The organism is Sulfurospirillum arcachonense DSM 9755 (assembly GCF_000597725.1).
GTDB lineage: Bacteria > Campylobacterota > Campylobacteria > Campylobacterales > Sulfurospirillaceae > Sulfurospirillum_A > Sulfurospirillum_A arcachonense.
The window spans coordinates 112,792-138,935 of sequence record NZ_JFBL01000003.1; the positions used below are offsets into that span (position 1 = coordinate 112,792).

Below are 26,144 nucleotides of genomic sequence, written 5' to 3' on the forward strand. Positions count from 1 at the left end.
TGCATTAGTATTAAATAAAAATAAAAATACTATTGTTTTTATTCAGTAAATGGGAGAGAGTAATTTTCTCAATTTTGTTCTATATAAGTGAAATTTTTTAGGACGGATTATATACTATACTTCGGCTTTTAGGGGTTTCAAAAAACTCTATGCGGGAGACATCGACATTTATCTTTTTCATTTTTTCAGCAACAATTCTCATAAGCCATGTAGAGATATTTTCACTTGTAGGTACAAAATCTACTATGATATATCCTTCATACATTTCTATAAGGTGTTCAGGTTTATCTCTTAATACATCTAAGTTTGGTCTTTGAAAGCCATCTTCAAAATCAATTAAATTTTGTTTGTCTGCAAAATCAGGAAGCAGAGTTGCAAAAAGAGGGTCATTGATGTCTATAATAAATTTATGATCAAGAGTTTTATCTAAAAAAACTTTAAACCAGTTAAGATGGTGAAAATCTGTAACCATACCGTTTTCAAGTTTGTCACTCTCTAGATATACTATTAAACGACCTTGATGACCATGTAGATGACGACAAGCTAAACAACTATCCATAGAAAATTCTACATTGAGAGTTTGCGACCAAACCCTATGCCCATAACAAAAATCAAACTGCTTAGCTATTTCCCACTTCATTTTACGCCTTATTAAATTCATATTTGGTATTATACCAAATAGAATTTAAGTAGGGATATTATGTGTAACAAAAGGATTAAAAATGTTTAGTACAGAGTTTTTCTTAACTTCGTTGATAGTTGTACTAATACCTGGAACAGGTGTAATTTATACTCTTTCAACAGGTTTATTTGTAGGTAAAAAAGAGAGTATTTTTGCTGCTCTTGGATGCACATCAGGAATTATTCCTCATTTAGTAGCGTCTGTTTTGGGCTTGTCTGCTTTACTTCATACCAGTGCTGTTGCATTTAGTATTGTTAAATATATAGGCGTAGCGTATCTTCTTTATCTTGCTTATTCTATGTGGAAAGATACGAGTACTTTGCAAATAGATGCTAATACTCAAAAAACTAATTTATTAAAAATAGTTACAAAAGGTTTTTTGATTAATATTTTAAATCCAAAATTATCTATATTCTTTTTAGCATTTTTACCACAGTTTGTTTCACCACATGCTTCTTCACCTATGACAGAGATGTTTTTTTTAAGTTTTTCTTTTATGTTTATGACTTTTGTAATCTTTGTTTTTTATGGTTTATTTGCCAATAAAGCTAGAGTATATGTCATAAATTCTCCAAAAATCATGAGTAGAATTCAAAAAACATTTGCTGCTATTTTTGTTTTATTTAGTGCAAAACTTGCTATGGCTGAGAGATAAAAAAAATAACTGCTCATACACAAATTCTACATTGAGAGTTGAAGCTCAAAGTCTATTGCATAACAAAAACTACTAATTTAATAATTTCATCGAGATAGTATATTACTAAGAGGGTATATAAGCCTCTCTTTGAGAAAAATAAAAGGATGCATAACCTCTATTTTAGGTGTTTCTGAGCATTTTGTTTTTTTAAGATTTCTTTTAGCAAAATTATTTATTTTTTTGATTATAATTTCTGTGTAGAATAAGGATTTAAGTTAAAAAGGGGTTCCTGAAAACTTTGTTTAAAACATTGGTCGTGTATTGCAAAAGTTCTCAGAAACATGTTGTACTCTAAAAAAAGAGTACTTTTATACTAACAAAATAAACTTAGTTTATTGTTAAGCTATAGGAGAAAAAGTGTTTAAATATATCATTGTTACGTTGATGGTTTTTCAACTATCTATAAGTGCGCAGGAACAAAAACCAGCAGAAGAAGATTTACATAGTAGTGTCATATGTGAAGCAAATTTTGATAAATGTATATCGAAATGTGATGAAAATGAACAAGAAGCAAAATGTTCTAATCAATGTGAGGAAGCATTTAACGAATGCATAACTAAAGGAGAACAAAACAATTAAAAAACATTATCCTTATTCTACATGAAAAATATTGGAGAATAAAATGAATTTCAAATCATATAAAGAAGCAGTGCTTTCTTATTATGAAGAACTATGGAATGAAAAGAACAAAAGTTATATAGATTTACTTTTTGATGATGAAATTACTTTTAGAGGTTCGCTAAATGTTGAAACAAAAGGTAAAAAAGAATTTGAAAAATATATGGATAATGTAAATCAAGGTTTGCCTAATTTGTATCATGGTGTTGAAATGATGGTTTGTGAGAATAATTTGATTTCTGCAAAGGTTCATTATCATGGTACTCATACAGGAAAGTTATTTAAGCTTGAAGCAACTAATAAAACGATTAGATATAGCGGTGCTTCATTTTTTCAATTTCGTAATAAAAAAATTGTTAATATTTGGGTTTTAGGTGATTTAATTAATCTTTATAAGCAGTTAGATGTTAAGGACATTATATGAATTCTGTGATATATGAATTAAGAGCAAACAATATTAAAGATGAAGATATTGAAATAATTATGGATAGGGTAAAAAATAGACTTTCTGAGGAAAATTTAGATATAGAACTACAAAAATTGGGCTATCCTAAAATATTTACAGTTGACTACGACAATTATGATTATGATAGTTTTGATGACTATGATGATTTTGAGTTAATGCAAAAATCTGATAAATATAGTGATTTTGACTAATAACAAATGCTATAGAAATTTTCTATAGCATTTTACGCCTTATTAAATTCATATTAGATATTATGTCGTATAGAATTTAAATAGAGGTTTTTATGCTAAAAATAGTAGATATTTTTTACTCAATACAAGGTGAAGGAAATTTTAGTGGAGTGCCTTGTATCTTCGTTCGACTTCACGGTTGTAATCTTGATTGTTCTTTTTGTGATGAGGATTTACATAAGGGAGCCTATGAGAGTAAAACAATTGATGAAATCTTAGAACACATAAGTCAACACCCTTCAAAATATGTAGTTATCACTGGTGGTGAACCATCTTTAAACGATATCAATGAGTTTATAGATGCTTTACATGTAAAGGATTATCATGTGGCTATTGAGAGCAACGGATATAAGTTTGAGCATATCAAAAATGCAGACTGGATAACATACTCTCCAAAAGATTGGGACTCTTTACATGTAGAAGGTTTTAATGAGTATAAGTTCATAGTAGGAGCAGATTCTGATATAAATAAACTTTTACATGTAAACCAAGAAAAACCAATATATATACAACCAGAGAATTTTAAAGATAGAGTCAATAAAGAAAATGCAGATTACTGTATAGAACTCGTTAAAAAGCATCCTCAGTTTAAATTGAGTGTGCAGTTACATAAGTATTTAGGGGTAGAGTAGTGAGTACAGTTGATAAAAATGGTTCGGCGTTAATAGTTTTTAGTGGAGGACAAGATAGTACGACTTGTCTAGGTTGGGCAAAAAATAGATTTGAAGATGTAGAAACTTTGACATTTGATTATGGTCAAAAACATAGAGTTGAGATTTATCAAGCTAAAAAGATTGCAGATGCAATGAATGTAAATAACTTTGTATTAAATATCAATGCTTTTTCACAGTTAAATGATTCTGCTTTGATTGATGGGAGTTTAGATATCTCTAGTAGCCATCGAACAAAACCAAATCTTCCAGCTTCTTTTGTACCAAACCGTAATGCTATATTTTTTACTTTAGCTCATGCATACGCTCAAAAGCTTGGCATAAACAATATCATAGTAGGGATTAATCAAACAGATTATTCTGGTTATCCTGATTGTAGACAAAACTTTATAGAAGCGTTGGAAATCTCTTTGAACCTTGGAAGTGAATCAGATATAAAGTTTCACTATCCTTTGATGCATCTTAGTAAGGGTGAGACTTTTAAAATGAGTGAAAATGAAGGTATCTTAGATATGGTCATAGACGAATCACACACTTGTTACAATGGTGACCATAACACGAAAAACGAATGGGGATACGGATGTGGAGAGTGTCCAGCATGTATCTTAAGAGCTAAAGGTTGGGAAGATTATAAAGAGCATGTTTAATTTTAAATTGTATTATAATTATATAGTTAAATGTATTTAATTGAAATAAATTTTTTATGATATAATCCCTATATAAAAGCATTTTAGAAGATTTTTTGTAAATAATAAATTTCATAAATGTAGAAAAGGATTTTTGTGAGTGTAGAAAATATTAAGTTAGTTGCTCCATCTTTTGATTCAACATTAGTTGATGTTTTATTAGAATTAAATCATGTAAGAAAGCTTGTACTCTCTGGTTCAACTTATCCAGAAATATTTTTTCAGTTAAAAGAGATTTTTCATATGATGGAGAGTATTGGCTCTGCAAGAATAGAAGGAAATAGAACAACTATTTCAGAGTATATAGAAGAAAAAATAAACAAAACACAAGACAAGAGTGAGCAATACTCAGAAATTGCTAATGTAGAAGAAGCGATGAAATATATAGAAGAGAGTATATCTTTTGAGAGTAAAATTACGCATCAATTTATAAGAGAGCTTCATCATTTAACAGTAAATAAATTGAGTAAAGAAGGCGATAAAACACCTGGTTCTTACAGAAAAACAAATGTAGGGATTGCATTATCTGAACATAAACCACCAGAGCATTATTTAGTTCAAGAGCATATGGAAGATTTGTTAAATTTTATAAATGAAGAAACATCAAATAAATATGACCTACTAAAAGTTGCACAAGTACATCATCGTTTTACTTGGATACACCCTTTTGGAAATGGTAACGGTAGGACAGTAAGACTTCTTACTTATGCACTTTTGATAAAGTATGGTTTTAATGTAAAAGAGGGAAGTTTGTTGAACCCCTCAGCTGTTTTTTTTAATGACAGAGATAAATACTATGAAATGCTAAGTATTGCAGATAAAATGGATGATGAGAGTATGTTAGTATGGACTGAGTATGTTCTAAAAGGGATACTTGAAGAGATAGAGAAGATAAATAAACTTACAGATTATAGTTTTTTATCAAAGCATATATTGTTTCCTGCTATTGCTCATGCCAAAGATAGAGGTCAGATAAATGATAAAGAGTATAAGATTTTGTCAATTGCTATAAAACATCAAATCTTTGCTTCAAAAGATATAAGTGATGCAAAAATAGGACTTACTGAAAGGCAGAGAACTTTTACAATCTCTAAACTAAAAGAGAGTGGACTAATCTATCCAGACAAAAAAGGTGGAAGAAAATACTTTATCAATTTTGTAAGTAGTCATCTGCTTAGAAGCATCATACTTATGCTAGAAAAAGAGAAATTTATCCCTGAGATAAATAGATAAACTTAGGATTTATTTTTTAATTCATCATATTTTTCTAAGATGTTTTCTTTTTCCCCAAAGGCTTTTCTATCGTATTGAGTAAGCTTCTTTTCAATGTCGTCATTTAAAGTTATATGTTCAAAAAATTCAAATTCTTCTATAAGTGGTTTGAATTTTTTAGAGCCAATACTCCCCAAACAGTGATAAAATAAAAACTCTAACTCCTCTTTTGTAAATTGTGCTCTTAAAATATTTACATATAATTGTTTATCTTTTATTTGAGAGTTAGCTATAAACTTTAGAATTTGGTAGTTTTGTATAAAGTAAGTTCCCGTGTTTCCTTCATAGATTTTATTAAAAGCATCATAATCTAAGGTATAGTTTTTTTCTAAAATTAATAAGTAGTTTTTTATTGCAATATAAGCAGAAAACGATCCGTTCATAAAAATTCTGTCTCTATCATATCCTTCATTAATATTGTTAATGAAAAGTTCATTAAAACTATTCCTAAATATATTGATTGTTAAATTATTTCTAGTATTATTAAACAAATCCATAAGTTGAAAAAAATTATTTTCAAATGTTTGTTGTCTTATAGAAGCATTTTGTATTTTAAAAGACTCACTCTGTTCTTCTTGGGCTATTCTTGATGCCTTTAATTCTTCTTTAGTATCTTTCAACTCTTCACGTGAAAGTTCTAATTCTTCAGTTTGTATTTTAATAGTATATATAATTGCAAATAAGCTAAACAAAGCAAATAATGGATTTAGTGTACCACCCATAAAATCACCAAAAGTTCCCCAATCATTTTTTTCTAAGGAAAATCCGCCATGAAAATTTAAAAAATAAAAACCCAATGTGATTACAAAAAGAAATATTGCAATGTATAAAATCAAATTTAGACGAGAAAGTTTTTTAGAGTTAGGTTTAGTTGACATTCAAATCCTTTTAAAAGTTAAATATTATTTTATCCAATACTCTAACAAATTCCTAGCAATTGCTATTTTCCTAGGTGTAGAAATACCAAAGCTTTCATCACCATCAAGTATTTGTTTAATATCATCTTTATGTACCCATTTTGCATCTTCTATCTCATGAGGGTCTATGGTTATCTCTTTTGTTTTTGCCTTTACATGTACGCCTATCATAAGTGTTGAAGGAAATGGCCAAGGTTGGCTAGCGATGTAAGTTACTTCGCCTCCTGTGATGCCAGCTTCTTCGAAGAGTTCACGCTTAGCTGCTTCTTCTATGCTTTCTCCACTTTCCATATACCCTGCCAAACAAGAATAGCGGTTTTCTTTGAAGTTCACCCCACGTCCTAAAAGACAATATTCACCATGAGTTACAAGCATGATAACCACAGGGTCTACACGAGGAAAATGCTCTTTTTTACACGCCACACAATCTCTTCTCCATCCAGCATGCTCCATGAGTGTATTTGCTCCACACTCTGCACAGTGTTTATGAGAAGAGTGCCAGTTTAATACCGAAGAGGCTTGGGCTAAAATACCAAGTGATTTTTCTTTTACATATAAGGCAAATTCTCTCAATCCAGCAGTCGCTAGATTTGAGGGAAATGTGTTTACATGTAAACAAAAATAGTGGACATTTTTATCTTCTCCAAGTAAGATAATCTCCTCTTTGTTGTATGTACATGTAAGAAGGTCTTGTTGCGTAAAAAGATATTGTTTGTTTTGAGTAAGTAAGTTGCCTTCAAAAAAGAGTAAAAATTTACTTGATGGTAAGTTTTGTAGTTTTTGTACTTCTTTTTTATCTCTTCTTGTAGCATCTAGTCTATCAAGAGGGTTTTGTGAGAAAAAAGGGTATAAGTTCTTCATAGATAATGTACCTTGGCAATTTTTTTATAAGTTTACTATTTATTTAATAAAAGTTAATAGAGTGTTTAGACTATAGGTATATAATTTTATTACCAAGACAAAAACCTCCTTTTTGTAGATAGTATGCAAAAGCGTTCGAGATGCCCACCTCGGACGCTTTTTTTTTGCCTATTAAGGATATACATATAAAACTTCTTTTTTCATGCTTATCAAATAAAGCATAGTATATAATTCCTTATGAAATATATTAGCCATTACCCACAACAATTACAAGATCAAATTCAACATCTTATAGATAATGATAAACTTGGTATTTATTTAGAGAAAAAATATCCAAAGAAACATAGTATAAAAACTGATAAAACTTTGTACTCATATGTTATGGATTTGAAAAATGAGTATTTAAAAAAGTTTCAAATCTCAAAAGTACTCTATGATGGCAAGATAAATGATGTGAGTCAATCTTTGGGAACACATACTTTTATCTCACGGGTTCAAGGTGGAAAGTTAAAAGCAAAAAACATTATAAAAGTAGCTACTATTTTTAAAGATGTTCCTGAGGAGTTTTTAAAAATGATAGTTGTTCACGAACTTGCACATTTTAAAGAGAAAGAGCATAACAAGGCATTTTACAAGTTTTGTGAGCATATGCAAAAAGATTATCATCAAGTAGAGTTTGATGTACGAGTATATCTTCTTCATCTTGATATATTACAAAAGAGGAAAATATGAAAAAAATATATATAGCAGGTTTTGATGTTTTTAAGCCTGATAGCTTAGAGATAGGCAAAAAATATAAGCTTACATGTAAAGAGTTTGGATATGAAGGATTGTACCCTTTGGATAACCAAATAGATGAGTCGTGGAGTAAAGAAGTTGCTAGGGATTTTATTTATAAAAAAAATATAGAACTCATAGAAAAATCAGATCTAGTTGTAGCCAATGGAAATCCTTTTAGAGGGGATGAGCTTGATAGTGGAACCGCTTTTGAGATAGGTTATGCAATTGCTTTGAAAAAACAAGTAGTTATTTATATGGAAGATACAAGAGATTATAAACAAAAGTGTACATGTAAAGATGAAAATAGAGATAATGTTGATAAAAATGGTATGTTTATAGAAGATTTTAATTATCCATTAAATTTAATGTTTTTAGATTGTAATATCGTACAAGGTGGGTTTCAAGAAGCTATTCATTTTTTAAAAAACAAGTAATTTACTATTTGTTTATAATAAGTTAATACAACGTTTAAGTTAAAGATATATACTTTTATTAACCAAACAAAACAAAAACCTCCTTTTTGTAGATAGAACTTAATATAACGTTCAGAGTTGCCCGCTCTGAACGTTTTTTTTTGCCAAAATTTTTGAACTTTAGATTATATCTGTCCTCCCTAAAACATTCCTCTATGTACTAGCACACTTTTTACCCTCTTTGAAATGCTAAAATCAAGATAATATAATTTAAAAGGAGCATGTATGCTTGGTGAAATTAATACATTTTTAAATGATTTAATTTGGGGGAATATCCTTATATATTTATTACCTATTTTAGGTATCTTTTTTACTGTGAGTTCGCGGTTTGTCCAATTTCGTTATTTCTTTAAAATGTGGCACATTTTAAAAGAGACTGACCACGATAAAGAAGGGCACATTAGTTCTTTTCAGGCGTTGATGCTTTCAGTGGCTGGTCGTGTTGGTGGTGGTAATATTGCAGGTGTTGCGGTTGCTATTACTTTAGGTGGTGCTGGATCTGTTTTTTGGATGTGGGTTATTGCCTTAGTTGGTATGGCAACGAGCTTTTTTGAGTGTTCTTTAGCCCAACTTTACAAAGAAAAAGATGGTTTTGATGAGAATATTTATCGAGGTGGACCAGCATATTATGCTACTAAAGGGTTGGGGCAAAAATGGCTAGGTGCTGTTATATCTATTTTACTTATTATCACTTTTGGTTTTGCCTTTAATGCAACACAATCATTTATAATTTCAAGCTCATTCGCATCTTCATTTGGTTTTCCAACATGGATTACAGGTTCGATATTAACTCTTATTTTTGGTATTACTATTTTTGGTGGTGTTCAAAGAATTGCACGTATCTCTGAGATAATTGTTCCTATTATGGCTATTGGCTATCTTCTTATTGCTATTGTTGTTATTGCGTTAAATATTGCAGAAATTCCTGCACTTGTTTCTATGATTGTAACAGAAGCATTCAACCCAAGCTCGGCAATTGGTGGTGGCTTTGGTGCTGTAATTATTCAAGGTGCAAAACGTGGTATGTTCTCAAACGAAGCTGGTCTTGGTTCTGCTCCAAATGTTGCAGCAGTTGCATATGTAGCACATCCAGTACAACAAGGTATTGTTCAATCTTTTTCTGTATTTATTGATACAATTATCCTTTGTTCTTGTACAGCTTTTATTATTTTACTCTCAGGTGTTTATACTCCAGGAGCTGAAGGTGTTCAAGGTATACTCTTAACACAAAATGCACTTATTGAACATATTGGACCATTAGGTGGGTATTTTGTAACTTTTGCTCTTTTATTATTTGGTTTTTCTTCTATGCTTTATAACTATTATTTGGCAGAAAATAGTTTAAACTTTTTTGAAAATCATAATCGTACAATTTTTAATGTATTTAGAGTTGTATGTATAGCGCTTATTGTTTGGGGATCATTTCAAGATTTAAGTTCAATTTTCTCTTTTGCAGATTTGAGTATGGGACTTTTAGCTATTACAAATATGATAGTTATTGCACTACTTTATAAACCAGCACTTGCTCTTATTAGAGGGTATGATGCGCAGTTAAAAGAAGGCATTAAACCAGTGCTTCGTTATGATAATTATGATGAGTTTAAAGTTCATCCTGAACCGTGGAAAGAAATTGTTGATGATATCAACGTAAAAACTAAAAAATAAAGTATTTTTGCACACTTTTTTACAAGAGTGTGCAAGTTTTTTTTAACTTTGGCTTTACTATAATAGTATATCAATTATAAGGATATATGAATCAAAAAACAAATTATGTTTAATAAAGAAGGTGTTCCTTTTTTTATTATTATGTTTCCTTTTTTATGTTTAATCTTTTTCTCTTTTTTTACAGCTTCTTATTATTTAAAACTTTCAGAAGAAGTAAGTACTTCTACTCAAATGATTTACAAACAAAAAAATCTTAGTCAAGAAAATATCAACCAACGTATAGAACAAATTCACATACAAAAAAAAGAACAATTTATTAATTATCTTTGGATTATAACTCTGAGTGTTTTAGTTTTTATGCTTCTTTTTTCTTTAGTGATGAATAATATTGTTCATGATATTATAAAACGTTATAAAGAAAAAGTTCATGCAAAGGAAGATTCTTTACGAGAGTTAAATCGAACTTTGACTTTTCAAGTGGCAGAAGGTATTAAAAAAGGAAAAGAAAAAGATAAAACTATTTTAAGAGAGTCTCGGTTAGCTATACTAGGTTCTATGCTTTCTATGATTGCTCACCAATGGAGACAACCTTTAAGTGAACTCTCTGGTATATTAATGCAAATCGAGATAGCTACGAGATTTAAAAAATTGACCAATGAAAAACTTTTTAGTTCACTCGAACGCAGTAATGAGCGAATAGAGTATATGTCTAATACTATTGATGATTTTAGGCATTTTTATAAACCTGATAAAAAGAAAGAGTTGTTTTGGCTTGGAGAAGCATGTCAAAAAGCACTCAACCTGATAAATGCAGCATTAATAAATGCAGATATCAGAGTAGTTACTCGTATAAAAAAAGATGAACAATTTATGGGTTATCCTTCAGAGTTTGCACAAGCCATTTTAAATATTTTGAGTAATGCTAAAGATGTTTTAGTAGATAGAAAGATTGAAAATCCAACTATTACACTTTCATTAAATACTACAGATACTCACATTGTTGTTGTCATTCAAGATAATGGTGGTGGTATTGAAGAAACAAGTATGGACAATATTTTTGATCCATATTTTAGTACTAAAGATGCGTCAAAAGGTACTGGTCTTGGACTGTATATTGCTCAAATTATTATAGAAAAAAATTTAGGTGCTAAGTTGCTAGTATCTAATGGTGATTTTGGAGCTGTATTTACAATAGTGTTTGAAAGGATAGAAGATGAATGCAATTTTTCTTGAAGAGTTACGTACTATTCCTATCTTATGTGTTGAGGATGAAGATGGAATTCGTCAAGTTATTGTAGAAACTTTGAAATATTATTTTGAAAATGTGTATGAAGCAAGAGATGGTGATGAAGCGTATGATAAATATTTAGAACATAAACCTAAAATTATTTTATCAGACATTCAAATGAAAAATTGTGATGGAGTAGAGTTTGTTAGCAAGATTAGAAAACATGATTTACATACCAATATCATAATGCTAACAGCTTATTCAAATGAAGAGTATTTAATGGATTTAATTAATTTAAATATAAATCACTATATTTTAAAGCCATTAAATTTAAAAAAACTAGACGAGGCATTGTTAAAGTATTTAAATAAAGAGCATAAGCCAATAACTTTGTTAAATGATTTTGTTTTAGATTTAGAAAAACGAGAATTAATCTATAAAAACATACAAACAATAACTTTAAGAAAAAAAGAAAAAGAGTTTTTAAAACTATTATATGAAAAAGATAAAAGTGTATTAACTTATGAGCAAATAGAGAATGCATTATGGCTAGATAGAGAAATGACAGCATATGCTTTAAAGTCTTTTATAAAAGAACTTAGAGCTAAATTACCAGTAAATATCATTAAAAATATCCCACAAGAAGGCTATATTTTAAAGAAATAGTAAAAATATATTAAATAATAAAAATTATCATTGACAAATAATTATTATTTAGTTATAATTTCACATATATAACATAAAACAGTTTATTTACTGTTCTATGTTATAATTTTTTACTAATTAAAAAGGAGCTTAAATGCGTCAATATGAAAGTTATAAATGTCCAAAATGTGGTAATGTTATCGAAGTACAAAATGTAGGTGGAGGTACTCTAGCCTGTTGTGGTGTTGAGATGGAATGTATTACAGAAAATCTAACAGCAGTAAACCTAATGAAAGCATTTGCTGGTGAATCTCAAGCTAGAAACAAGTATGAGTATTTTGCAAGAGTGGCGCAAAAAGAGGGTTATAGAGATATAGCTGAGCACTTCCAAAGAGCTGCAAACAATGAAAAACATCATGCAAAAATGGAGTATCAACTACATAATAAAATGGTTTATGGACAAGAGAGTGGTTTTGGAAACACACTAGAAAATCTTGCAGCAGCTAGAGATGGTGAAAGCTATGAAAATGTAACTATGTATCCTGATTTTGAAGCAATTGCAAAGGCAGAAGGATATAAAGATGCAGCAACACTTTTCAAAGGAATTGGAAAGATTGAAGTTGAACATGAAAATATGTATAAAATGCTTTTAGCAAGACTTGAAGCTGGAGAAGAGTTTGTAAGTGAAGATGGTGAAGAAGCTTGGATCTGTGAAATATGTGGACATATCCATTATGGTAAAAAAGCATTGAAAAAATGTCCTGTATGTGCACATGGACAAGAGTACCAATCAAGATTTAATACTAAAAAATAATCACTTAAGATAAAAAAATACTCCTGTAATTAGATATAATCCTTTTACAGGAGTTTTGATGCATTTAAAATATAAAATTATTTCAGTAATAGCAGGTTTGTTATTGTCTGTTTCCATTGTAAGTTCTATTATTAACTACCGAATAGATGTTCTCTCAACGCAGGATCAATTAAAAAATATTTCTTTACCCCTTTCTATTGACAATATCTATACTGAAATACAACAACGAATAATTGAACCTTTGATAGTTTCTTCATTAATGGCAAATGATACTTTTTTAAAAGATTGGGTAATTTATGGTGAAAAAGATATCAAATCGATACAAAAATACCTTCAAGAATTGCAAAAAAAATATCAAATTTTTACTTCATTTTTAGTCTCAGACGATACAAAAAATTATTATCATTCAAAGGGAATTATTGATAAAATTAATAAAAATAATGTTGAGGACGATTGGTATTTTAATTTTAAAAAAAGTCCTGATTTATACGAAGTTAATTTAGACTATAATAAAAATTTAGGTGATTCTTTAGTTATGTTTATCAATTATAAAGTTAAAGATTATGCCAATGATTTTATAGCAATAACGGGTGTTGGAATTAAACTTTTAGAAGTGGAGAAAATGTTACGCTCTTTTAAGCAAAAATATAAATATGATGTGTATTTTGCTGATGAAAATGGTGAGATTGTACTTTTTACAAAAGAACTGAATAAAAGAGGAAATATATCTAGCATTGAAGGTTTAAAAGATATTCAAGCAGATATTTTTGCAAATAAAATCAATAAATTTGAATATACATACAAAGATAATGAGTATTTATTGAGTACCAAATATATAAAAAAACTTAAACTTTATCTTTTAGTTGAGATTGATAAGAAAGAGTATATGGAGGATTTGAATAAGACATTTTATATGAACCTTACTATCTCTGTTATTGTGACTTTACTTGTAGTTTTGATTATTATATATACTATTAATATTTATCAAAAGCAGTTAGAATTACTTGCCGATGAGGATTCATTAACTGGACTTGCTAATAGAAGAAAATTTAATGAAAATTTTGAAAAAATGTTTGATTTATATTATAGAAGAAACCTCAAAAGTTTGGCATTAATTTTGATTGATATAGATGATTTTAAAAGTGTTAATGATACGTTTGGGCATCTTACAGGGGATAAAACGCTTGTACGGTTTTCAGAACTGTTAAAAAGTGAAGTCCGCAAAACTGATATACTTGCAAGATGGGGTGGTGAAGAGTTTGCTATCCTTTTAATTGACACTACTAAAGAAGAAGCTATTCAAATTGCTGAAAAAATAAGAGTAGCTGTAAAAGAGGATGTAGATTTACACAGACTTTTAGAAAAGCAAATGACGATTAGTTTAGGACTTGGTGAATTAACAAGTAACGATAGTCAAGATGGTTTAATTTTAAAAGTTGATGAAGCTCTTTACAAAGCAAAAAATGCAGGAAAAGATCAGCTTATCATAATATAAAATAATATTTAGTGAGCCAAGGTAAATTGGGATAAAATAGTTTTTACAGCATACACACTTAAAGAGTTTCCTATAAGTTTGTAAGACTGTCTTTTAGTTATGGTTTTTGGAAAGATGAAATTATCCCCAAAACCCATAAGAGAGGCTATCTCATTTGGTTCAAACAGTCTTACATTATCTTTACATGTAAGATAAGCACCTGAGTGCATCCATGATTTTGAGTATGATGAGGTAAAACAAGTAGTATAAGCATCTTTATTAGTCGCTTCGATTATACGAAAACCATCTCTAAATTTTTCTAAAATATCTTTTGGTATCAAATAGGGCTCGTCAGGCTCTTTTATGTACTGGCTTAACTCTTTACATGTAAAGCTTCTTTTTATCTCTTTAAGAGGTTTTAAAGATGCACATAGATAGTATCTCATACGTCTATTTGGAATGCCTAGTTCACTTGGGCATAAAAGTGTCTCCGTGATATTGTAACCTACTTTTTCAAGTGTGCTTACGAGTAAATCTCTAGCTTGTGAGTTTTTAAATCCTTCTACATTTTCAAGGGCTACATGTAGAGGTGGATTTTTACATGTACAAATTGCGTTAAGTATGTTTTTAAAACTATCGCTTCTATTGTCTGCTAAATCTTTTTGTACACCTTTTTTTGTATAAGGCTGACAAGGAGGAGACATCCAAAGGAAGTTTACATGTAAAGCATCTAAGTAATTGGCATCAAATTTTTCAAGGTTGAATTTTTCGGCTTTATGAGTAAAATTTGTATTGTAAGTAGCTATTGCAGCATCGTTTTGATCATAGGCATATGTAACATCTATTTCATAATCTTCACAAGCTTTACTAAAACCACCAATACCACAATACAATTCAACTGCTTTAATCAATATATGCCTTTTTTGGGCTTATTTTAGCATAGATTTGAGTTTTTTCTTTTCTTGTTGTTCAAGAAGGAGGATTTGAGTTTGTTGGATATAATATTTTATTGCATCTTTTTGGATTTTATCTAATTTTATGATTTTTTGTCCTCTTAAATATTTCCCTTTTCCTAGCAAAAGTTGAGGAATATCTTCTATAGATGAGCCTTTAAACCAGCCAATATGTACAGTATTATCTTTTGTTTTAATGTAACAAAAACCATTATTAAACTCTTTAGAAAAAATAGAAGTGATGTTCTGTGAGTATTTTTCTGTTACTTTTGTATTATATTTTTCAATATTTTTGATGATGAAAGAGCGAACTTTTAAATAAAGCTCAGCAGTATTTGAATTTAAATCTTTGTCTATTTGCATGTTTTCTCTATGTGTAAAATATCCTTTTAGTATTATACAGTGAAATTGTACTAAAAGGATATAAAGGGAAAATCAACCAAACTTACCAGTGATATACTGTTCTGTTTTTTCTTCTTTAGGGTTTACAAATATTTTTTCAGTTTCATCGTATTCTATTAAATCACCCATATGAAAAAATGCTGTATAGTCTGCTATACGAGCAGCTTGTTGCATGTTGTGAGTAACTACAACAATAGTAAACTTTTCTTTGAGTTTTGTCATAAGGTTTTCGATGTTTTGAGTTGATATAGGATCAAGGGCACTTGTTGGTTCATCCATCAAAATAACATCTGGTTTTACAGCTATGGTTCTAGCGATACAAAGACGTTGTTGTTGTCCACCTGAAAGTGCTGTTCCACTCTCTTGAAGTTTATCTTTTACTTCTTCCCATAATCCAGCATCTTTTAGTGAGTTTTCTACCAACTCATCACACTCTTTTCCTTTTTTGACCATATCATGCATAAGTGGAGCATATGCGATGTTGTCATAAATACTTTTAGGAAAAGGATTTGGTTGTTGAAAAACCATACCGACTTTTTTTCTAACAGCTACTTCATCAACACCATCTTCATAAATATCATGACCATCAAGCGTCACTTTACCATCAATTCGAACACTATCAATCAGATCATTCATACGGTTAAGACATCTTAAATATGTTGATTTACCACATCCAGAAGGACCAATAAATGCAGTGATTTTGTTTTCATATATATCTAAACTTACACCTTTTAGTGCTTGTTTTTCGCCATACCATAATTTTAATTTTTCTGATTTTACTTTTACTGTCATTTCATTTCCTACCATGTTTTTGTATATTTTTTTCTAAGATAAATTGCTATTGCATTTAAAGACAATAAAATGCCTAAAAGCACAAGAATACCTGCTGCTGTTCTTTCTACATATGCACGTTCAGGCATACCTGACCATGTATATATTTGAGCTGGCATGACAGTTGTAGCATCCATAAAAGATGTACTAATATCAGGGATAAAGGCAATCATCCCTACCATAATGAGTGGAGCAGTTTCTCCCATAGCTTGAGCAAGTGCAATAATAGCACCTGTAAGCATACCTGGTGATGAGATAGGAAGTACGTGATCACGTACAATTTGCCATTTTGTAAGTCCTAATGCAAATCCAGCTTGGCGAATTGAATCAGGAACAGATTTTAGAGCGGCTTTTGAGCTTACTACGATAACAGGAAGACTCATTAAAGCTAAAGTCATACCACCTACAAGAGGAGATGAGCGTGGAACTCCAAAAAAGTTTATAAATACTGCAAGTCCCAAAAGACCAAAAAGTATTGAAGGAATGGCCGCTAGATTGTTAATATTTATTTCAATCATTTGCGTAAACTTGTTATCACTTGCAAACTCTTCAAGATATACAGCAGTCATAATACCTAAAGGAACGGCTATTAACATTGTGATAACCATCGTCATAACAGTACCTAAAATCGAAGCCATGAAACCAGAGAATTCAGGGATTTTTGAATCACCCTTTTTAAAAAATATATTGTTAAAACGTCGTTCAACTTTACCGTCTCTGTTCATCTGCTTGATTTTTTCAATTTGCTTTGGTTTGAGTCTATTGTATTTACCTTTTATGTATTGGTCAACATTTGAGTTTGCTAATGTCCAACGTTCTTCTTGTGTGTCCATCCATGAAGGATTTTCTTTTATACGATTTGGTAAACCTCTAAGCCATGCACGACTCACTGCAAAACCATACTCTTTTCTATCAACTGCTAAGTGAGAAAATTTTGCTGTTTTTTGATTTATATTTACAGGTACTTTGACATAAGTTTGTGTAAATGCACCATAACCTTTAAAAAACATATCTGATAAAAAGAATACTAAAAATGTTACACTTGCTATAAGTGACATGAGTGTAAGTAGTCTAAACCTAGCTGCTTTTTTCTTTCTTTTTGCTAGTTGTGGTATGTGAAAATATTCATTTGAATTCATATAATTATTTCTCTTTTATAGATTTGATATTTTGTATTTTTTGTGAAATTTACGGATAGTGTAAACTGAGACAATATTTATACTAAGCGTTACAACAAATAGTACAAGTCCAAGGGCAAAAGCACTTAATGTTTCAGGTGAACTAAACTCTTGATCTCCTGTCATTGCATCGACAATACGAACTGTAACTGTTGTCATAGTTTCAAGTGGATCCCATGTAAGGTTTGCTTGAAGGCCTGCTGCCATAACAACTATCATTGTTTCACCCAAAGCTCTAGAAATTCCTAGTAGTGTTGCAGAAATAATACCAGGAAGAGCAGAAGGTAAAACTACAAATTTTATAGTTTCCGCTTTTGTCATACCAAGAGCTAGTGAGCCATGACGAACATGTTTTGGAACTGAACTTATAACATCATCTGAAAGTGATGAGATAATAGGAATAATCATAATTCCCATAACAATTCCAGGAGCTAAGGCATTTTGAAAAGAGACATTAAAGCCAAATATTTCAAAAAACTCAACAATTGCAGGAGCTACTGTAATAGCTGCAAAGAAACCATAAACGACTGTTGGAATTCCTGCAAGTATTTCAAGCATAGGTTTTACTGATTCTCTTGTTGTTTTATTTGCATACTCACTCATGTAAATTGCTGATGAAAGTCCAACTGGAAGTGCAATCAACATAGCAATAGCAGTGATGTAAAAAGTACCAGCAAAAAGAGGCAGTGCCCCAAATCTATCACCTTCAGGAAACCATTCACTCCCAAAGATAAAATAGAAGATACTTTGTACTTTAAAAAAAGCAATAGATTCAAATAGGATTGAAAATAGTATGCCAAATGTTGTAAGTATAGTAATAAGAGATGCAAGCATCAAAAGGGCTTTTATAATCCCTTCTCTAAATTTTCTGTCAAACACTTATTTTCCTAATTATTTAATGTTTATTAGTATAGCTATGAAATGTTACAAAATGGATACAGCATGCATGTAAAGGGACTATTACTAAGTAGTTTTAGTCTATTTTGAATATTTTATTATTATTGAAAGTTTTAAATGTTGTAGTTTTTTTGAGGGTTTTAAAAGTGGTTGTCTATGAAGACAACCACTTAATTTGTAAGTTTTAGTGAATTTTTCTAGCTTTAACCATATCAAGTGTAAGAGGAGTTAATTTACCTACGCTTGCTTGGATTTCTTGTTTTAAATCTTTAGCCATTGGGATAAGACCTATAGTTTTAAGTACACCATCTGAACTAATCATATTATCACTCATAAACATTTTAAGGTAAGGTTTCATAGCTTTTACCTTGTCTAAGTGAGATTTTTTTACATAGAAGTAAAGACTTCTAGAAACTGGATAACTTGCATCAGCAATTGTTAAAGGAGTTGGTTTTTTACCATCTATTTTTGCCGCATCAATTTTATCTGCATTTTCTGCTAAGAAGCTATATCCAAAGATACCAAAAGCAGCTTTATTACGCTCTAGTTTTTGAACGATTAAGTTATCATTTTCACCTGAAGGGATATATACACCATCTTGTCTGATTGTATGGTATTTTTTCTTACCATATCCAGGCATTTTTTTACTCATTTTTTCCATTACTAGTTCTTCAAAAGCATCTCTAGTTCCTGAACTTGTTGGAGGGCCATAGATGATGATTTCTCTGTTTGGAAGACTCGCATCAATATCACTCCATTTTTTATATGGATTATCAACCAATTTTCCATTTACTGGAACTTTTGCAGCAACTGCTAAAAGTAATTGTTTTCTTGTAAAAGATGCAGCACCATTTTTATTAGATTGTGCAAAAGCAATACCATCATAACCTACCATAGAACCAGCTATATCAGTTACACCGTTCTTTTGACATAAATTCCACTCTTTTACTTTCATAGCACGTGATGCATTTGTAATATCTGGAGTATTCATACCATTACCAGCACAAAACAATTTCATACCACCACCTGAACCAGTTGATTCTACAACAGGAGTTGGGAAACTTGTAGTTGCACCTAGCTCTTCTGCTACATAAGATGAAAATGGATAAACAGTAGATGAACCTACTATTTTAATTTGGTCACGTGCTTGTGCAGCACTAGCCGCGATGATTAATGCAGTTGTTGTTACCGCTACTTTTCTTAATAAACTCATTTAATTCTCCTTAAAATGTTAAGGATATTGTAACTATGAATTATTACAATTTGGATACAGTATTGTGCCTGCTTAGAATACTGTTTTTATACTCTATTTCTTCAACTACTTCATTTTGAAAAGGTGAATTAAGATGCTTTTTTAGGGCTTTTACTCTGTATAAATCTATAAGAGGAGTTGTAAACGAGAGTTGATTTTCATGTCCAGCTTGTTTGGTAATAAGTTCTTTGTTTATGAGTTTTATATCATATTTACTAAGAATTCTCAACCACAAATCATAGTCTTCACAAACCTTTAAATCTTCATCAAAAAGACCGATTTCATCAAAAATACTTTTATGTGCAAAAAACGTTGAAACTCCAATCTTGCAAAGTCGTAATGAGTTTAAAAAAGTAGGTTCATCTTTTTTTTGATGCTTTTTTTTATTTATAGTTTTACCATTTCGCATCCATACTTCATCTGTATAGGATGCTTTTAATAACGGAGAGTTTACATGTAAAGATATATGTTCTTGTATCTTATCTTTGTGCCATATATCATCAGAGTCCAAAAAAGCTATCCATTCATATTTTGCCGCTTGAATTCCTTTGTTTCTTGCACTCGAAACTCCACGGTTTTTTTGATAGATATATGTTATATCTTCATTTTTTAAAAGCTCTCTTGTTCCATCGGTTGAGCCATCATCTACTACTATTATTTGCTTTACATGTAAGGATTGATTTTGTACACTTTTTATGGCATCTAGTATAAAGTTTTTTCTATTGTAAGTTGGGATTATAGCTGTGATTTTCATAAAAGAGAGTTTAACAAAATATATGTTAAAACCTTACTAAATAGCTTATAAACTAAACTTACTCAAATCATTTTTTAAATTATCAGAATCCAGATCGATTTGTCTTGCAGATTCTCTTACTAGTTTGCTTGATTTTCTATTGTTTACTGACATATCAATTGTTTTTTGCATTTTTTCAATAAGGATTTTTGTCTTTTGTGATACATAGGTGTTTAGACTAATGACATTTGAAGATACTTTTACAGAGTCAATTAAGTTGTTTTGAGCAGTATTAGCAAAACTTACAAGTTGGCTTGCTGTTTTTGAGACATTTTTCATTTGTGTTGAGATGACAGCTATCTCATCATTGTTATTGTGGATTTCTTCAGATATGATATTGAGAGTTACATTGATTTGCTCTAGGCTCAAGCGAGTATTGTCTGCAAGATTTCTTACCTCATCTGCTACAACTGCAAAACTACGACCGTGTTCACCAGCACGTGCTGCTTCAATAGCAGCATTGAGGGCTAAGAGGTTTGTTTGGTCCGCAATATCAGATATTATATTGAGCACTTCTTTTGTTTTTTTGGTTTGATCAGTTAAAGAGCTCATTTTTGATGCTATTGTTGATTGTTGCTCGCTACTTTCATTTACTGTTTTTATAACAGATTCTAATTGATACGTAAAAGATTCCATTGTATTTTTATTGTCATTTAAATCACTATTTGTTTTTATTGCCATATTTTCTGCTTTATCTAAGTTATCAACTACATCATTTACCAGTGTATTTATGGTGTCTATATCTCCTAATTGTGCTTTGATAGTTGCTGCTAAGTCAATAGAAGTTTCTTTAAGAACATCGCTTGTATTTACATTTTTATCAGAGATATCTATAGCAGATACAATAGCTTCTTTTACTTTAGCAAATACACTTTCTAAAGATTTAGCTATAAAGTTGATTTCATCATTTGAGTTCTTTGAGTAGCTTATCTTATGGTCAAGGTAAATAGTACCATTTTTGACTATATTATTTAAATAAGTAGTTATTCTTTGCATGTTTTTTGAGAGTTGTTTGACAGATAAAATCATGATTGCAATAACACATACAAGTAAAATCATAGCGATAACTACACCAGTAAGTATAAAATTACTTTTTTTTGTAGTTTCATCTCTTTTTTTAGAAGCTGTTTGTAAAGAGTGTTTGTTTTTAGCAAGTGCACTATTGACTTGATTCATATCATTGTTTACATTATCTACCATTGCAAGAAAGCTATTATTAGTTTTAATAGTCCTTTTTAAGATATTGCTTGTTATATTTTTGATAGTTTCTTTTATATCTTTCCCCGCAAATTCATCTAAGTTCTTTTCCAAAATTTTTGCTTGAATCTTTAATTGTTGTGCGAAAGATTTGATATACATATTTTGAGCTGTTTTACTTTGTGTCCATTTTTGTAGTTCTTTAGAGATGCGTTGTATCTTTCTTTTTTCTCTTAGTTTATATGTAAGCATTCCTAGTTGGTTATCGAGTTCTCTTAATATCTCTAAGTCTGCATAAAAAACGGCAATTTCATTAGTTTTATCTTGGATATTTAAAAATATATCTAAAGTTTTTTGATTTATATTTGTTATTTCATTGATATTTTTTGTAAAAATTTGAGAATTTTTTACTTCACTATTTTGATAAGAAGTTATATTTAACTGATAGATAAAAAAAAGACTAGCAAGTCCTAAAAAAGTGATGGATATTAAAATTGCAATAATTGTAAATTTTTTAACAATCGAAAGGTTTGATAAGTTCATACTATATTCCTAATAAATTTTGGAAATTATATGCAAAATTTATTACAAAAAAGAGACAGATTTAATAATCTATTTGTCTCTTTTCATATCAAAATCTAATGTCTCATATCTCACTAGATAACAAAGCACGTTTATGAGCTTCGCTACATTGAATAGGGGCTTTTTCTCCATTTTTAGTAACAGAGACATAAGTGATAACACCACTTGTTACATGTACGCAACGTCTTATGCCTTCAATATTTCTCTCAGCAGTTACTTCTACGACAGTTTTTATTGATGTATTGCCTATTTTGATGATTCTTGCATAATAACTTACCGCATCACCTACGAAAATAGGCTCATGAAACTCCATTGCATTTACTGCTATTGTTACAACTCTCTCTAAGTGTAAATCACGAGCAGCTAAAGCCCCTGCAATATCCATTTGAGACATTATCCATCCCCCAAATATATTACCAGCAGGATTTGTATCTTTAGGCATTGCCAAAATTTTGATGCGTGGTTCACCCATGTCTTTCATTAGTAAATTCCTATTTTTTTTGTAATAGTAGTCTAATTAAGGTAAAAACTATCTTATTAATCCATCAATAAAGCTACAATTTGTGCTTGAATTGTTGCAATCTGGGTTTGTATTGAACCTTTTGCATCAGAAGAGGCATAAGCGAGTTTTGATTGGAGTTTTTTAACCATTGCTTCAAGTTTTGATAATAAATCATTATTACTATGGTTTGTAGTATTGCTTTTATCAGTATAGATGTTTTTTGCCATTAGTTTGGAGATGTCTTGAGTTGTGGCATCTGCTTTTTCTAAGGTTTCTTTTGATTGAACCGCTAAATCAACTTGTGAAACTACTCCTGCTTTTCCATTTTCAAACAAAAAGAATCCACTTTTTTTGACTTCTCCCAAAAGCTCATTTGTTTGGGTTTTAATATCAAACGGTGTTTGTGTATTGCCTAAGTATATTGCTCCAATTCCCAGCTCACCTATCGAAACTAATTTATCTTTGTTTTGTGTTTTCATCCAAACTTGAAGGCGGTCAAAGATTTTGTCATTTTCATCTATCCAGCCATTTTTGTCATCATCAAATGTTGCTAAATCTTCAAATCCATTTCCTGATTTTGTTCCAAATAGTTCACTTCCATCATCAATCTTGCCATTTTTATTGTTATCGAGTGCTAAAAAACCACTATTATGCTTAAGAGCGGATATTTGGTCGCTTGTGCCATCACTATCTATATCAAATTCAAATTTATGAGAACTTAGCATAGGAAGATCTGTATTAAGCGAGATAATAAGAGGATCTTTTAGTGCCTCAGTTGCAAGAGTTGTTTTTGTTTGATAAACAAAACTTCTTGAAAGTGATATATCTAAAGATATTTCTATCTCACGATCTTTTGATTGAATAAAAGCTTGCGTTTGGAAGTTAAGTGCTTGAGCTTCTGTATGAGTTCTTGTTATCTCTACATCTTCACCTATAGATTGCATAGATACATTATTGAGATTTTTAAGTATGCTTGAAGAGAGTTTAGCATTTAGCTCATGCAGTGCTAATTCTTGTTTTATTTTATTTATATCAGTTTTTTGAACTTCTTTTGAAGAAGAGTTAGTGTTTGTACTATTTTGTATTTGTGCTTCAATAGAATCAGCTGCAAGGTTAAAATACTGAGAGTTCATCGAGATAGAATGATTTTGAATATACATGATACTTCCTTGTACGTTTATTCATACACACATATATCGACAATTTAATAATACTCTAAAGAGTACTAGGCTCATGACACATGGCACAAACATTGTAAATAGTCTCTTCTTCACTAGGGTCTTTAGCAAATACTTTGAGTCCTCCAGGATGTTTTTTTGGAGCACCTTTGTGAGCAGTTTCTTCTGTGAGTGCATTTTTATCTCCACCATGACAGAGAGTACAATTTGGCTCGTTGATACTTTGGGCAAGTGTTGTTATTGTGTTCATCATGGTTATCTCTTGATGAATCTCACTGAGCTGATTGTCGTGGCAAGATATACATTGATTTGCATAGATATTGCTTATAAGAATTAAAGTGATAATTAGTTTGTGCATAGTTGTCCTAAAGAAGTGTAGAAGTCTTATGAAAGACTTCTACATGTAAAGTTATTTATTTATAACAGGAAGTGGTCCAATGTATCCTGTATAACCCATCATTTGACCTTTTGAATTAGCTATATTTGGCATATCTTTTTCTTTTGTAAGAGCATCACCTTCACCATAAGGGTGTTGTACAACACTCATAATATAACCATAACCTTTTACGTTATTGTTAAAATATAAAGAAGTTGTTTCACTTCCATATGGAGTAGTTTCTATTCTTGTTAATTTTTTATCATCAAGATTATATGCCCATACAAAGTCATTTTGGTGTCCGCTTCCTGTATCTTCACCAATAAGAAGTGTAGAAGTGTTTGGAATGTACGAGATATTATCTGGATTTGCTAATGAGCTTAGAGCACAGGTATTTCCTTTTACTGATTTGTCTTGGAAGCCTGAAACCTCTCCGATCATCATATTTGGAACAAATGAAGAGTTGATAACATTACCATCTAAATCAAGAGGAGTGTTCATGCCAATACTTAGTTTATATACAGTTCCACAAGGATTGTAAGGAAGTTTTATATCGTTGTGTCCACCTTTATCATACTTAGTATTAGGCTTGTTTTTCTTTTTATTGTCTTCCATACCTTTACCAATAGAACTCATAGCAATGTATATCGAATGGTTGTTTTGGTTGTAAGAAAAACCTTCCATTTTTCTAAATTCTGTTGTAGCACCTTTGAGTGAAGCGTATCTTCTACTCTCTAATCTTGAAGCAATTTTTTCCATATTTGCTTTTACTTTTAGGTTTTCTTGTCCCATTGTTGTATTTATTGATGGATACTCTTTAGAAGAGTCAAAAATATCTTTAAAAGTAATTTTTTTATCAAGTGCAAGTTTTATTTCATCGCTTGTAGCATGGCCTAAATTTACCCATTGAAGATATGCTTTTCCACCATTCTTACTACTTTGTTGAATCCATTTTGCAGCATAAAGTACACCAGCATCAAGTTTTTCTTCTTCATCTGCAATAAACATAAAAAGAGCTACGTTTGTTCCATCATCCGTTAAAAATACAGTTTTGTTATCTGGCATTACGTAAGCAAGCTCATGAGAAAATCTTCCCATAGCGTAGTGTTTCGTAACTTTCACATCACCTTTTTCATTTAAAACTTTTATTTCAGGAGTCCAACCATAATCATAAGGATTAAGAGCATTTAAATCACCATTGACATAAGCGCCCATAGCATCATAATAAGCATTTATTGAACCATTTTCTTTTACTTTTGCTGCATTTGGTTCGTACTCTTCACTTCCTATATGAGTATTCCAAGGAGTTATACTTCCAGCACATGGAACCCATAAACCATTAAATTGTGAAAAATCTATATTTCTTGTATTGATTGCTTTTAAATTTCCATCTTTTTGCTGTTCTAATTCTGTAAGATACATAGCAGCAGGACGACTTTCAAAATGGTTTACCATAAAGATTTTTTCACCAACTGGTAGTAAAGATGTATAGTCATTTGAATTAGATATTCTTAAAGAACCATCAGTATTTCTTATTGTATTGCCTTTTTTATCAAATAAAAGACCAAAAGTTCCACTACCAGATTTTTCTCCACTTCTTAAAATAGTATGAAAATCTATAGGGTATGTTTTACCGTCGATTGTAACTTCTTTTGAAGCTCTTACTTCTCTTTTTTCTTTATCTGTTGTTGGCACAGAAACCTCTTGGAAACTGATTGAATGTTTTTGTGTGTTTGATACTTGTGGTGAAGCTGTACAGCCAACTAACAATGAAGCAACAATTGTTGATAACCCCAATAACTTATAATTCATAATATCTCCTAT

29 protein-coding genes are annotated in these 26,144 nt (G+C 30.5%); 14 read left to right on the top strand and 15 right to left on the bottom strand.

Going from position 1 to position 26,144, the window contains the following annotated elements:
- Positions 1–97: 97 nt before the first annotated feature.
- Complete coding sequence (locus K354_RS0103645; RefSeq protein WP_024954156.1) at positions 98–640, bottom strand: 6-carboxytetrahydropterin synthase; 543 nt, start codon at positions 638–640, stop codon at positions 98–100.
- A gap of 82 nt (positions 641–722) precedes the next feature.
- Between K354_RS0103645 and K354_RS0103650 the strand changes: the two genes are divergently transcribed.
- From K354_RS0103650 to K354_RS13885, 7 genes are all read left to right on the top strand, one after another.
- A complete protein-coding gene (locus tag K354_RS0103650) occupies positions 723–1,337 on the top strand; it encodes a LysE family translocator (RefSeq protein ID WP_024954157.1) in 615 nt (204 codons plus the stop codon).
- Between the two features lie 399 nt (positions 1,338–1,736).
- Complete coding sequence (locus tag K354_RS0103655) at positions 1,737–1,958, top strand: hypothetical protein (RefSeq protein ID WP_024954158.1); 222 nt, start codon at positions 1,737–1,739, stop codon at positions 1,956–1,958.
- A 43-nt stretch (positions 1,959–2,001) separates the two neighbouring features.
- Positions 2,002–2,421 (top strand): ester cyclase, encoded by a 420-nt coding sequence (locus K354_RS0103660; protein WP_024954159.1) that lies wholly within the window; start codon positions 2,002–2,004, stop codon positions 2,419–2,421.
- Complete coding sequence (locus tag K354_RS0103665) at positions 2,418–2,654, top strand: hypothetical protein (RefSeq protein ID WP_024954160.1); 237 nt, start codon at positions 2,418–2,420, stop codon at positions 2,652–2,654. Before K354_RS0103660 ends, K354_RS0103665 begins: the two co-directional genes overlap by 4 nt.
- A 92-nt stretch (positions 2,655–2,746) precedes the next feature.
- Positions 2,747–3,325, top strand: coding sequence for a 7-carboxy-7-deazaguanine synthase QueE (locus K354_RS0103670; protein ID WP_024954161.1), 579 nt, complete (start codon positions 2,747–2,749; stop codon positions 3,323–3,325).
- Positions 3,325–4,011, top strand: coding sequence for a 7-cyano-7-deazaguanine synthase QueC (queC, locus tag K354_RS0103675; RefSeq protein WP_024954162.1), 687 nt, complete (start codon positions 3,325–3,327; stop codon positions 4,009–4,011). Before K354_RS0103670 ends, queC begins: the two co-directional genes overlap by 1 nt.
- Before the next feature lie 135 nt (positions 4,012–4,146).
- Complete coding sequence (locus K354_RS13885) at positions 4,147–5,283, top strand: Fic family protein (protein ID WP_156928205.1); 1,137 nt, start codon at positions 4,147–4,149, stop codon at positions 5,281–5,283.
- Positions 5,284–5,285: 2 nt separating this feature from the next.
- Here K354_RS13885 and K354_RS14585 read toward each other — a convergent pair whose 3' ends face one another.
- Together K354_RS14585 and nudC are read right to left on the bottom strand one after the other, a co-directional pair.
- Positions 5,286–6,200 carry a putative phage abortive infection protein gene (locus K354_RS14585; RefSeq protein ID WP_024954163.1) on the bottom strand — a complete coding sequence of 305 codons (915 nt, stop codon included), beginning with the start codon at positions 6,198–6,200 and terminating at the stop codon, positions 5,286–5,288.
- A gap of 24 nt (positions 6,201–6,224) precedes the next feature.
- Positions 6,225–7,100 carry an NAD(+) diphosphatase gene (gene nudC, locus K354_RS0103690; RefSeq protein ID WP_024954164.1) on the bottom strand — a complete coding sequence of 292 codons (876 nt, stop codon included), beginning with the start codon at positions 7,098–7,100 and terminating at the stop codon, positions 6,225–6,227.
- A 237-nt stretch (positions 7,101–7,337) separates the two neighbouring features.
- On the opposite strand from nudC, the gene K354_RS0103695 reads away from it, so the two are divergent.
- The 7 genes from K354_RS0103695 (at position 7,338) to K354_RS0103725 (ending at position 14,200) form a co-directional block, all read left to right on the top strand.
- Positions 7,338–7,832 (top strand): YgjP-like metallopeptidase domain-containing protein, encoded by a 495-nt coding sequence (locus K354_RS0103695; RefSeq protein WP_024954165.1) that lies wholly within the window; start codon positions 7,338–7,340, stop codon positions 7,830–7,832.
- Entirely contained in the window at positions 7,829–8,314 is a 486-nt protein-coding gene (locus tag K354_RS0103700; RefSeq protein WP_024954166.1) for a nucleoside 2-deoxyribosyltransferase, read from the top strand. The genes K354_RS0103695 and K354_RS0103700 overlap by 4 nt, the downstream gene beginning before the upstream one ends.
- A 264-nt stretch (positions 8,315–8,578) precedes the next feature.
- Complete coding sequence (locus tag K354_RS0103705) at positions 8,579–10,018, top strand: alanine/glycine:cation symporter family protein (protein WP_024954167.1); 1,440 nt, start codon at positions 8,579–8,581, stop codon at positions 10,016–10,018.
- Positions 10,019–10,123: 105 nt separating this feature from the next.
- Positions 10,124–11,251 carry a sensor histidine kinase gene (locus K354_RS0103710; protein ID WP_024954168.1) on the top strand — a complete coding sequence of 376 codons (1,128 nt, stop codon included), beginning with the start codon at positions 10,124–10,126 and terminating at the stop codon, positions 11,249–11,251.
- Positions 11,232–11,912, top strand: a complete 681-nt coding sequence (locus tag K354_RS0103715) for a response regulator transcription factor (RefSeq protein WP_024954169.1) — start codon at positions 11,232–11,234, stop codon at positions 11,910–11,912. Before K354_RS0103710 ends, K354_RS0103715 begins: the two co-directional genes overlap by 20 nt.
- A gap of 133 nt (positions 11,913–12,045) precedes the next feature.
- A complete protein-coding gene (locus K354_RS0103720; protein WP_024954170.1) occupies positions 12,046–12,705 on the top strand; it encodes a ferritin family protein in 660 nt (219 codons plus the stop codon).
- A 58-nt stretch (positions 12,706–12,763) separates the two neighbouring features.
- Positions 12,764–14,200, top strand: coding sequence for a sensor domain-containing diguanylate cyclase (locus tag K354_RS0103725; protein ID WP_024954171.1), 1,437 nt, complete (start codon positions 12,764–12,766; stop codon positions 14,198–14,200).
- Positions 14,201–14,208: 8 nt separating this feature from the next.
- Here K354_RS0103725 and K354_RS0103730 read toward each other — a convergent pair whose 3' ends face one another.
- The 12 genes from K354_RS0103730 to K354_RS0103785 form a co-directional block, all read right to left on the bottom strand.
- Positions 14,209–15,090: a DNA cytosine methyltransferase gene (locus tag K354_RS0103730; RefSeq protein ID WP_024954172.1), complete on the bottom strand. Its 882-nt coding sequence runs from the start codon at positions 15,088–15,090 to the stop codon at positions 14,209–14,211.
- 18 nt (positions 15,091–15,108) lie between these two features.
- Positions 15,109–15,495, bottom strand: coding sequence for a hypothetical protein (locus K354_RS0103735; RefSeq protein WP_024954173.1), 387 nt, complete (start codon positions 15,493–15,495; stop codon positions 15,109–15,111).
- A 72-nt stretch (positions 15,496–15,567) separates the two neighbouring features.
- A complete protein-coding gene (gene pstB, locus K354_RS0103740) occupies positions 15,568–16,326 on the bottom strand; it encodes a phosphate ABC transporter ATP-binding protein PstB (protein WP_281169388.1) in 759 nt (252 codons plus the stop codon).
- A gap of 8 nt (positions 16,327–16,334) precedes the next feature.
- The gene (gene pstA / locus K354_RS0103745) at positions 16,335–17,504 is read right to left on the bottom strand and encodes a phosphate ABC transporter permease PstA (RefSeq protein WP_024954175.1); all 1,170 of its coding nucleotides are present in this window, start codon (positions 17,502–17,504) and stop codon (positions 16,335–16,337) included.
- Positions 17,505–17,519: 15 nt separating this feature from the next.
- Complete coding sequence (gene pstC / locus K354_RS13895) at positions 17,520–18,422, bottom strand: phosphate ABC transporter permease subunit PstC (protein ID WP_037940176.1); 903 nt, start codon at positions 18,420–18,422, stop codon at positions 17,520–17,522.
- Between the two features lie 202 nt (positions 18,423–18,624).
- Positions 18,625–19,653, bottom strand: a complete 1,029-nt coding sequence (locus K354_RS0103755) for a PstS family phosphate ABC transporter substrate-binding protein (RefSeq protein WP_024954176.1) — start codon at positions 19,651–19,653, stop codon at positions 18,625–18,627.
- Between the two features lie 43 nt (positions 19,654–19,696).
- The gene (locus K354_RS0103760) at positions 19,697–20,446 is read right to left on the bottom strand and encodes a glycosyltransferase family 2 protein (RefSeq protein WP_024954177.1); all 750 of its coding nucleotides are present in this window, start codon (positions 20,444–20,446) and stop codon (positions 19,697–19,699) included.
- A 45-nt stretch (positions 20,447–20,491) separates the two neighbouring features.
- Positions 20,492–22,225 (bottom strand): methyl-accepting chemotaxis protein, encoded by a 1,734-nt coding sequence (locus K354_RS14590; protein WP_024954178.1) that lies wholly within the window; start codon positions 22,223–22,225, stop codon positions 20,492–20,494.
- Positions 22,226–22,328: 103 nt separating this feature from the next.
- Complete coding sequence (locus K354_RS0103770) at positions 22,329–22,745, bottom strand: acyl-CoA thioesterase (RefSeq protein ID WP_024954179.1); 417 nt, start codon at positions 22,743–22,745, stop codon at positions 22,329–22,331.
- Positions 22,746–22,801: 56 nt separating this feature from the next.
- The gene (locus K354_RS0103775) at positions 22,802–23,926 is read right to left on the bottom strand and encodes a hypothetical protein (protein WP_024954180.1); all 1,125 of its coding nucleotides are present in this window, start codon (positions 23,924–23,926) and stop codon (positions 22,802–22,804) included.
- Between the two features lie 55 nt (positions 23,927–23,981).
- A complete protein-coding gene (locus K354_RS0103780; protein ID WP_156928206.1) occupies positions 23,982–24,302 on the bottom strand; it encodes a hypothetical protein in 321 nt (106 codons plus the stop codon).
- A 51-nt stretch (positions 24,303–24,353) separates the two neighbouring features.
- Complete coding sequence (locus K354_RS0103785) at positions 24,354–26,132, bottom strand: PhoX family protein (RefSeq protein ID WP_024954182.1); 1,779 nt, start codon at positions 26,130–26,132, stop codon at positions 24,354–24,356.
- Positions 26,133–26,144 lie beyond the last annotated feature (12 nt).

Bases quoted from the DNA above. Each gene is read 5' to 3' on its own strand.
- K354_RS0103645 (WP_024954156.1), bottom strand. From the start codon at position 640: ATGAAGTGGGAAATAGCTAAGCAGTTTGATTTTTGTTATGGGCATAGG.
- K354_RS0103650 (WP_024954157.1), top strand. From the start codon at position 723: ATGTTTAGTACAGAGTTTTTCTTAACTTCGTTGATAGTTGTACTAATA.
- K354_RS0103660 (WP_024954159.1), top strand. From the start codon at position 2,002: ATGAATTTCAAATCATATAAAGAAGCAGTGCTTTCTTATTATGAAGAA.
- K354_RS0103665 (WP_024954160.1), top strand. From the start codon at position 2,418: ATGAATTCTGTGATATATGAATTAAGAGCAAACAATATTAAAGATGAA.
- K354_RS0103670 (WP_024954161.1), top strand. From the start codon at position 2,747: ATGCTAAAAATAGTAGATATTTTTTACTCAATACAAGGTGAAGGAAAT.
- K354_RS14585 (WP_024954163.1), bottom strand. From the start codon at position 6,200: ATGTCAACTAAACCTAACTCTAAAAAACTTTCTCGTCTAAATTTGATT.
- nudC (WP_024954164.1), bottom strand. From the start codon at position 7,100: ATGAAGAACTTATACCCTTTTTTCTCACAAAACCCTCTTGATAGACTA.
- K354_RS0103695 (WP_024954165.1), top strand. From the start codon at position 7,338: ATGAAATATATTAGCCATTACCCACAACAATTACAAGATCAAATTCAA.
- K354_RS0103700 (WP_024954166.1), top strand. From the start codon at position 7,829: ATGAAAAAAATATATATAGCAGGTTTTGATGTTTTTAAGCCTGATAGC.
- K354_RS0103705 (WP_024954167.1), top strand. From the start codon at position 8,579: ATGCTTGGTGAAATTAATACATTTTTAAATGATTTAATTTGGGGGAAT.
- K354_RS0103710 (WP_024954168.1), top strand. From the start codon at position 10,124: ATGTTTAATAAAGAAGGTGTTCCTTTTTTTATTATTATGTTTCCTTTT.
- K354_RS0103715 (WP_024954169.1), top strand. From the start codon at position 11,232: ATGAATGCAATTTTTCTTGAAGAGTTACGTACTATTCCTATCTTATGT.
- K354_RS0103720 (WP_024954170.1), top strand. From the start codon at position 12,046: ATGCGTCAATATGAAAGTTATAAATGTCCAAAATGTGGTAATGTTATC.
- K354_RS0103725 (WP_024954171.1), top strand. From the start codon at position 12,764: ATGCATTTAAAATATAAAATTATTTCAGTAATAGCAGGTTTGTTATTG.
- K354_RS0103735 (WP_024954173.1), bottom strand. From the start codon at position 15,495: ATGCAAATAGACAAAGATTTAAATTCAAATACTGCTGAGCTTTATTTA.
- pstB (WP_281169388.1), bottom strand. From the start codon at position 16,326: ATGACAGTAAAAGTAAAATCAGAAAAATTAAAATTATGGTATGGCGAA.
- pstA (WP_024954175.1), bottom strand. From the start codon at position 17,504: ATGAATTCAAATGAATATTTTCACATACCACAACTAGCAAAAAGAAAG.
- K354_RS0103755 (WP_024954176.1), bottom strand. From the start codon at position 19,653: ATGAGTTTATTAAGAAAAGTAGCGGTAACAACAACTGCATTAATCATC.
- K354_RS0103760 (WP_024954177.1), bottom strand. From the start codon at position 20,446: ATGAAAATCACAGCTATAATCCCAACTTACAATAGAAAAAACTTTATA.
- K354_RS14590 (WP_024954178.1), bottom strand. From the start codon at position 22,225: ATGAACTTATCAAACCTTTCGATTGTTAAAAAATTTACAATTATTGCA.
- K354_RS0103770 (WP_024954179.1), bottom strand. From the start codon at position 22,745: ATGAAAGACATGGGTGAACCACGCATCAAAATTTTGGCAATGCCTAAA.
- K354_RS0103775 (WP_024954180.1), bottom strand. From the start codon at position 23,926: ATGTATATTCAAAATCATTCTATCTCGATGAACTCTCAGTATTTTAAC.
- K354_RS0103780 (WP_156928206.1), bottom strand. From the start codon at position 24,302: ATGCACAAACTAATTATCACTTTAATTCTTATAAGCAATATCTATGCA.
- K354_RS0103785 (WP_024954182.1), bottom strand. From the start codon at position 26,132: ATGAATTATAAGTTATTGGGGTTATCAACAATTGTTGCTTCATTGTTA.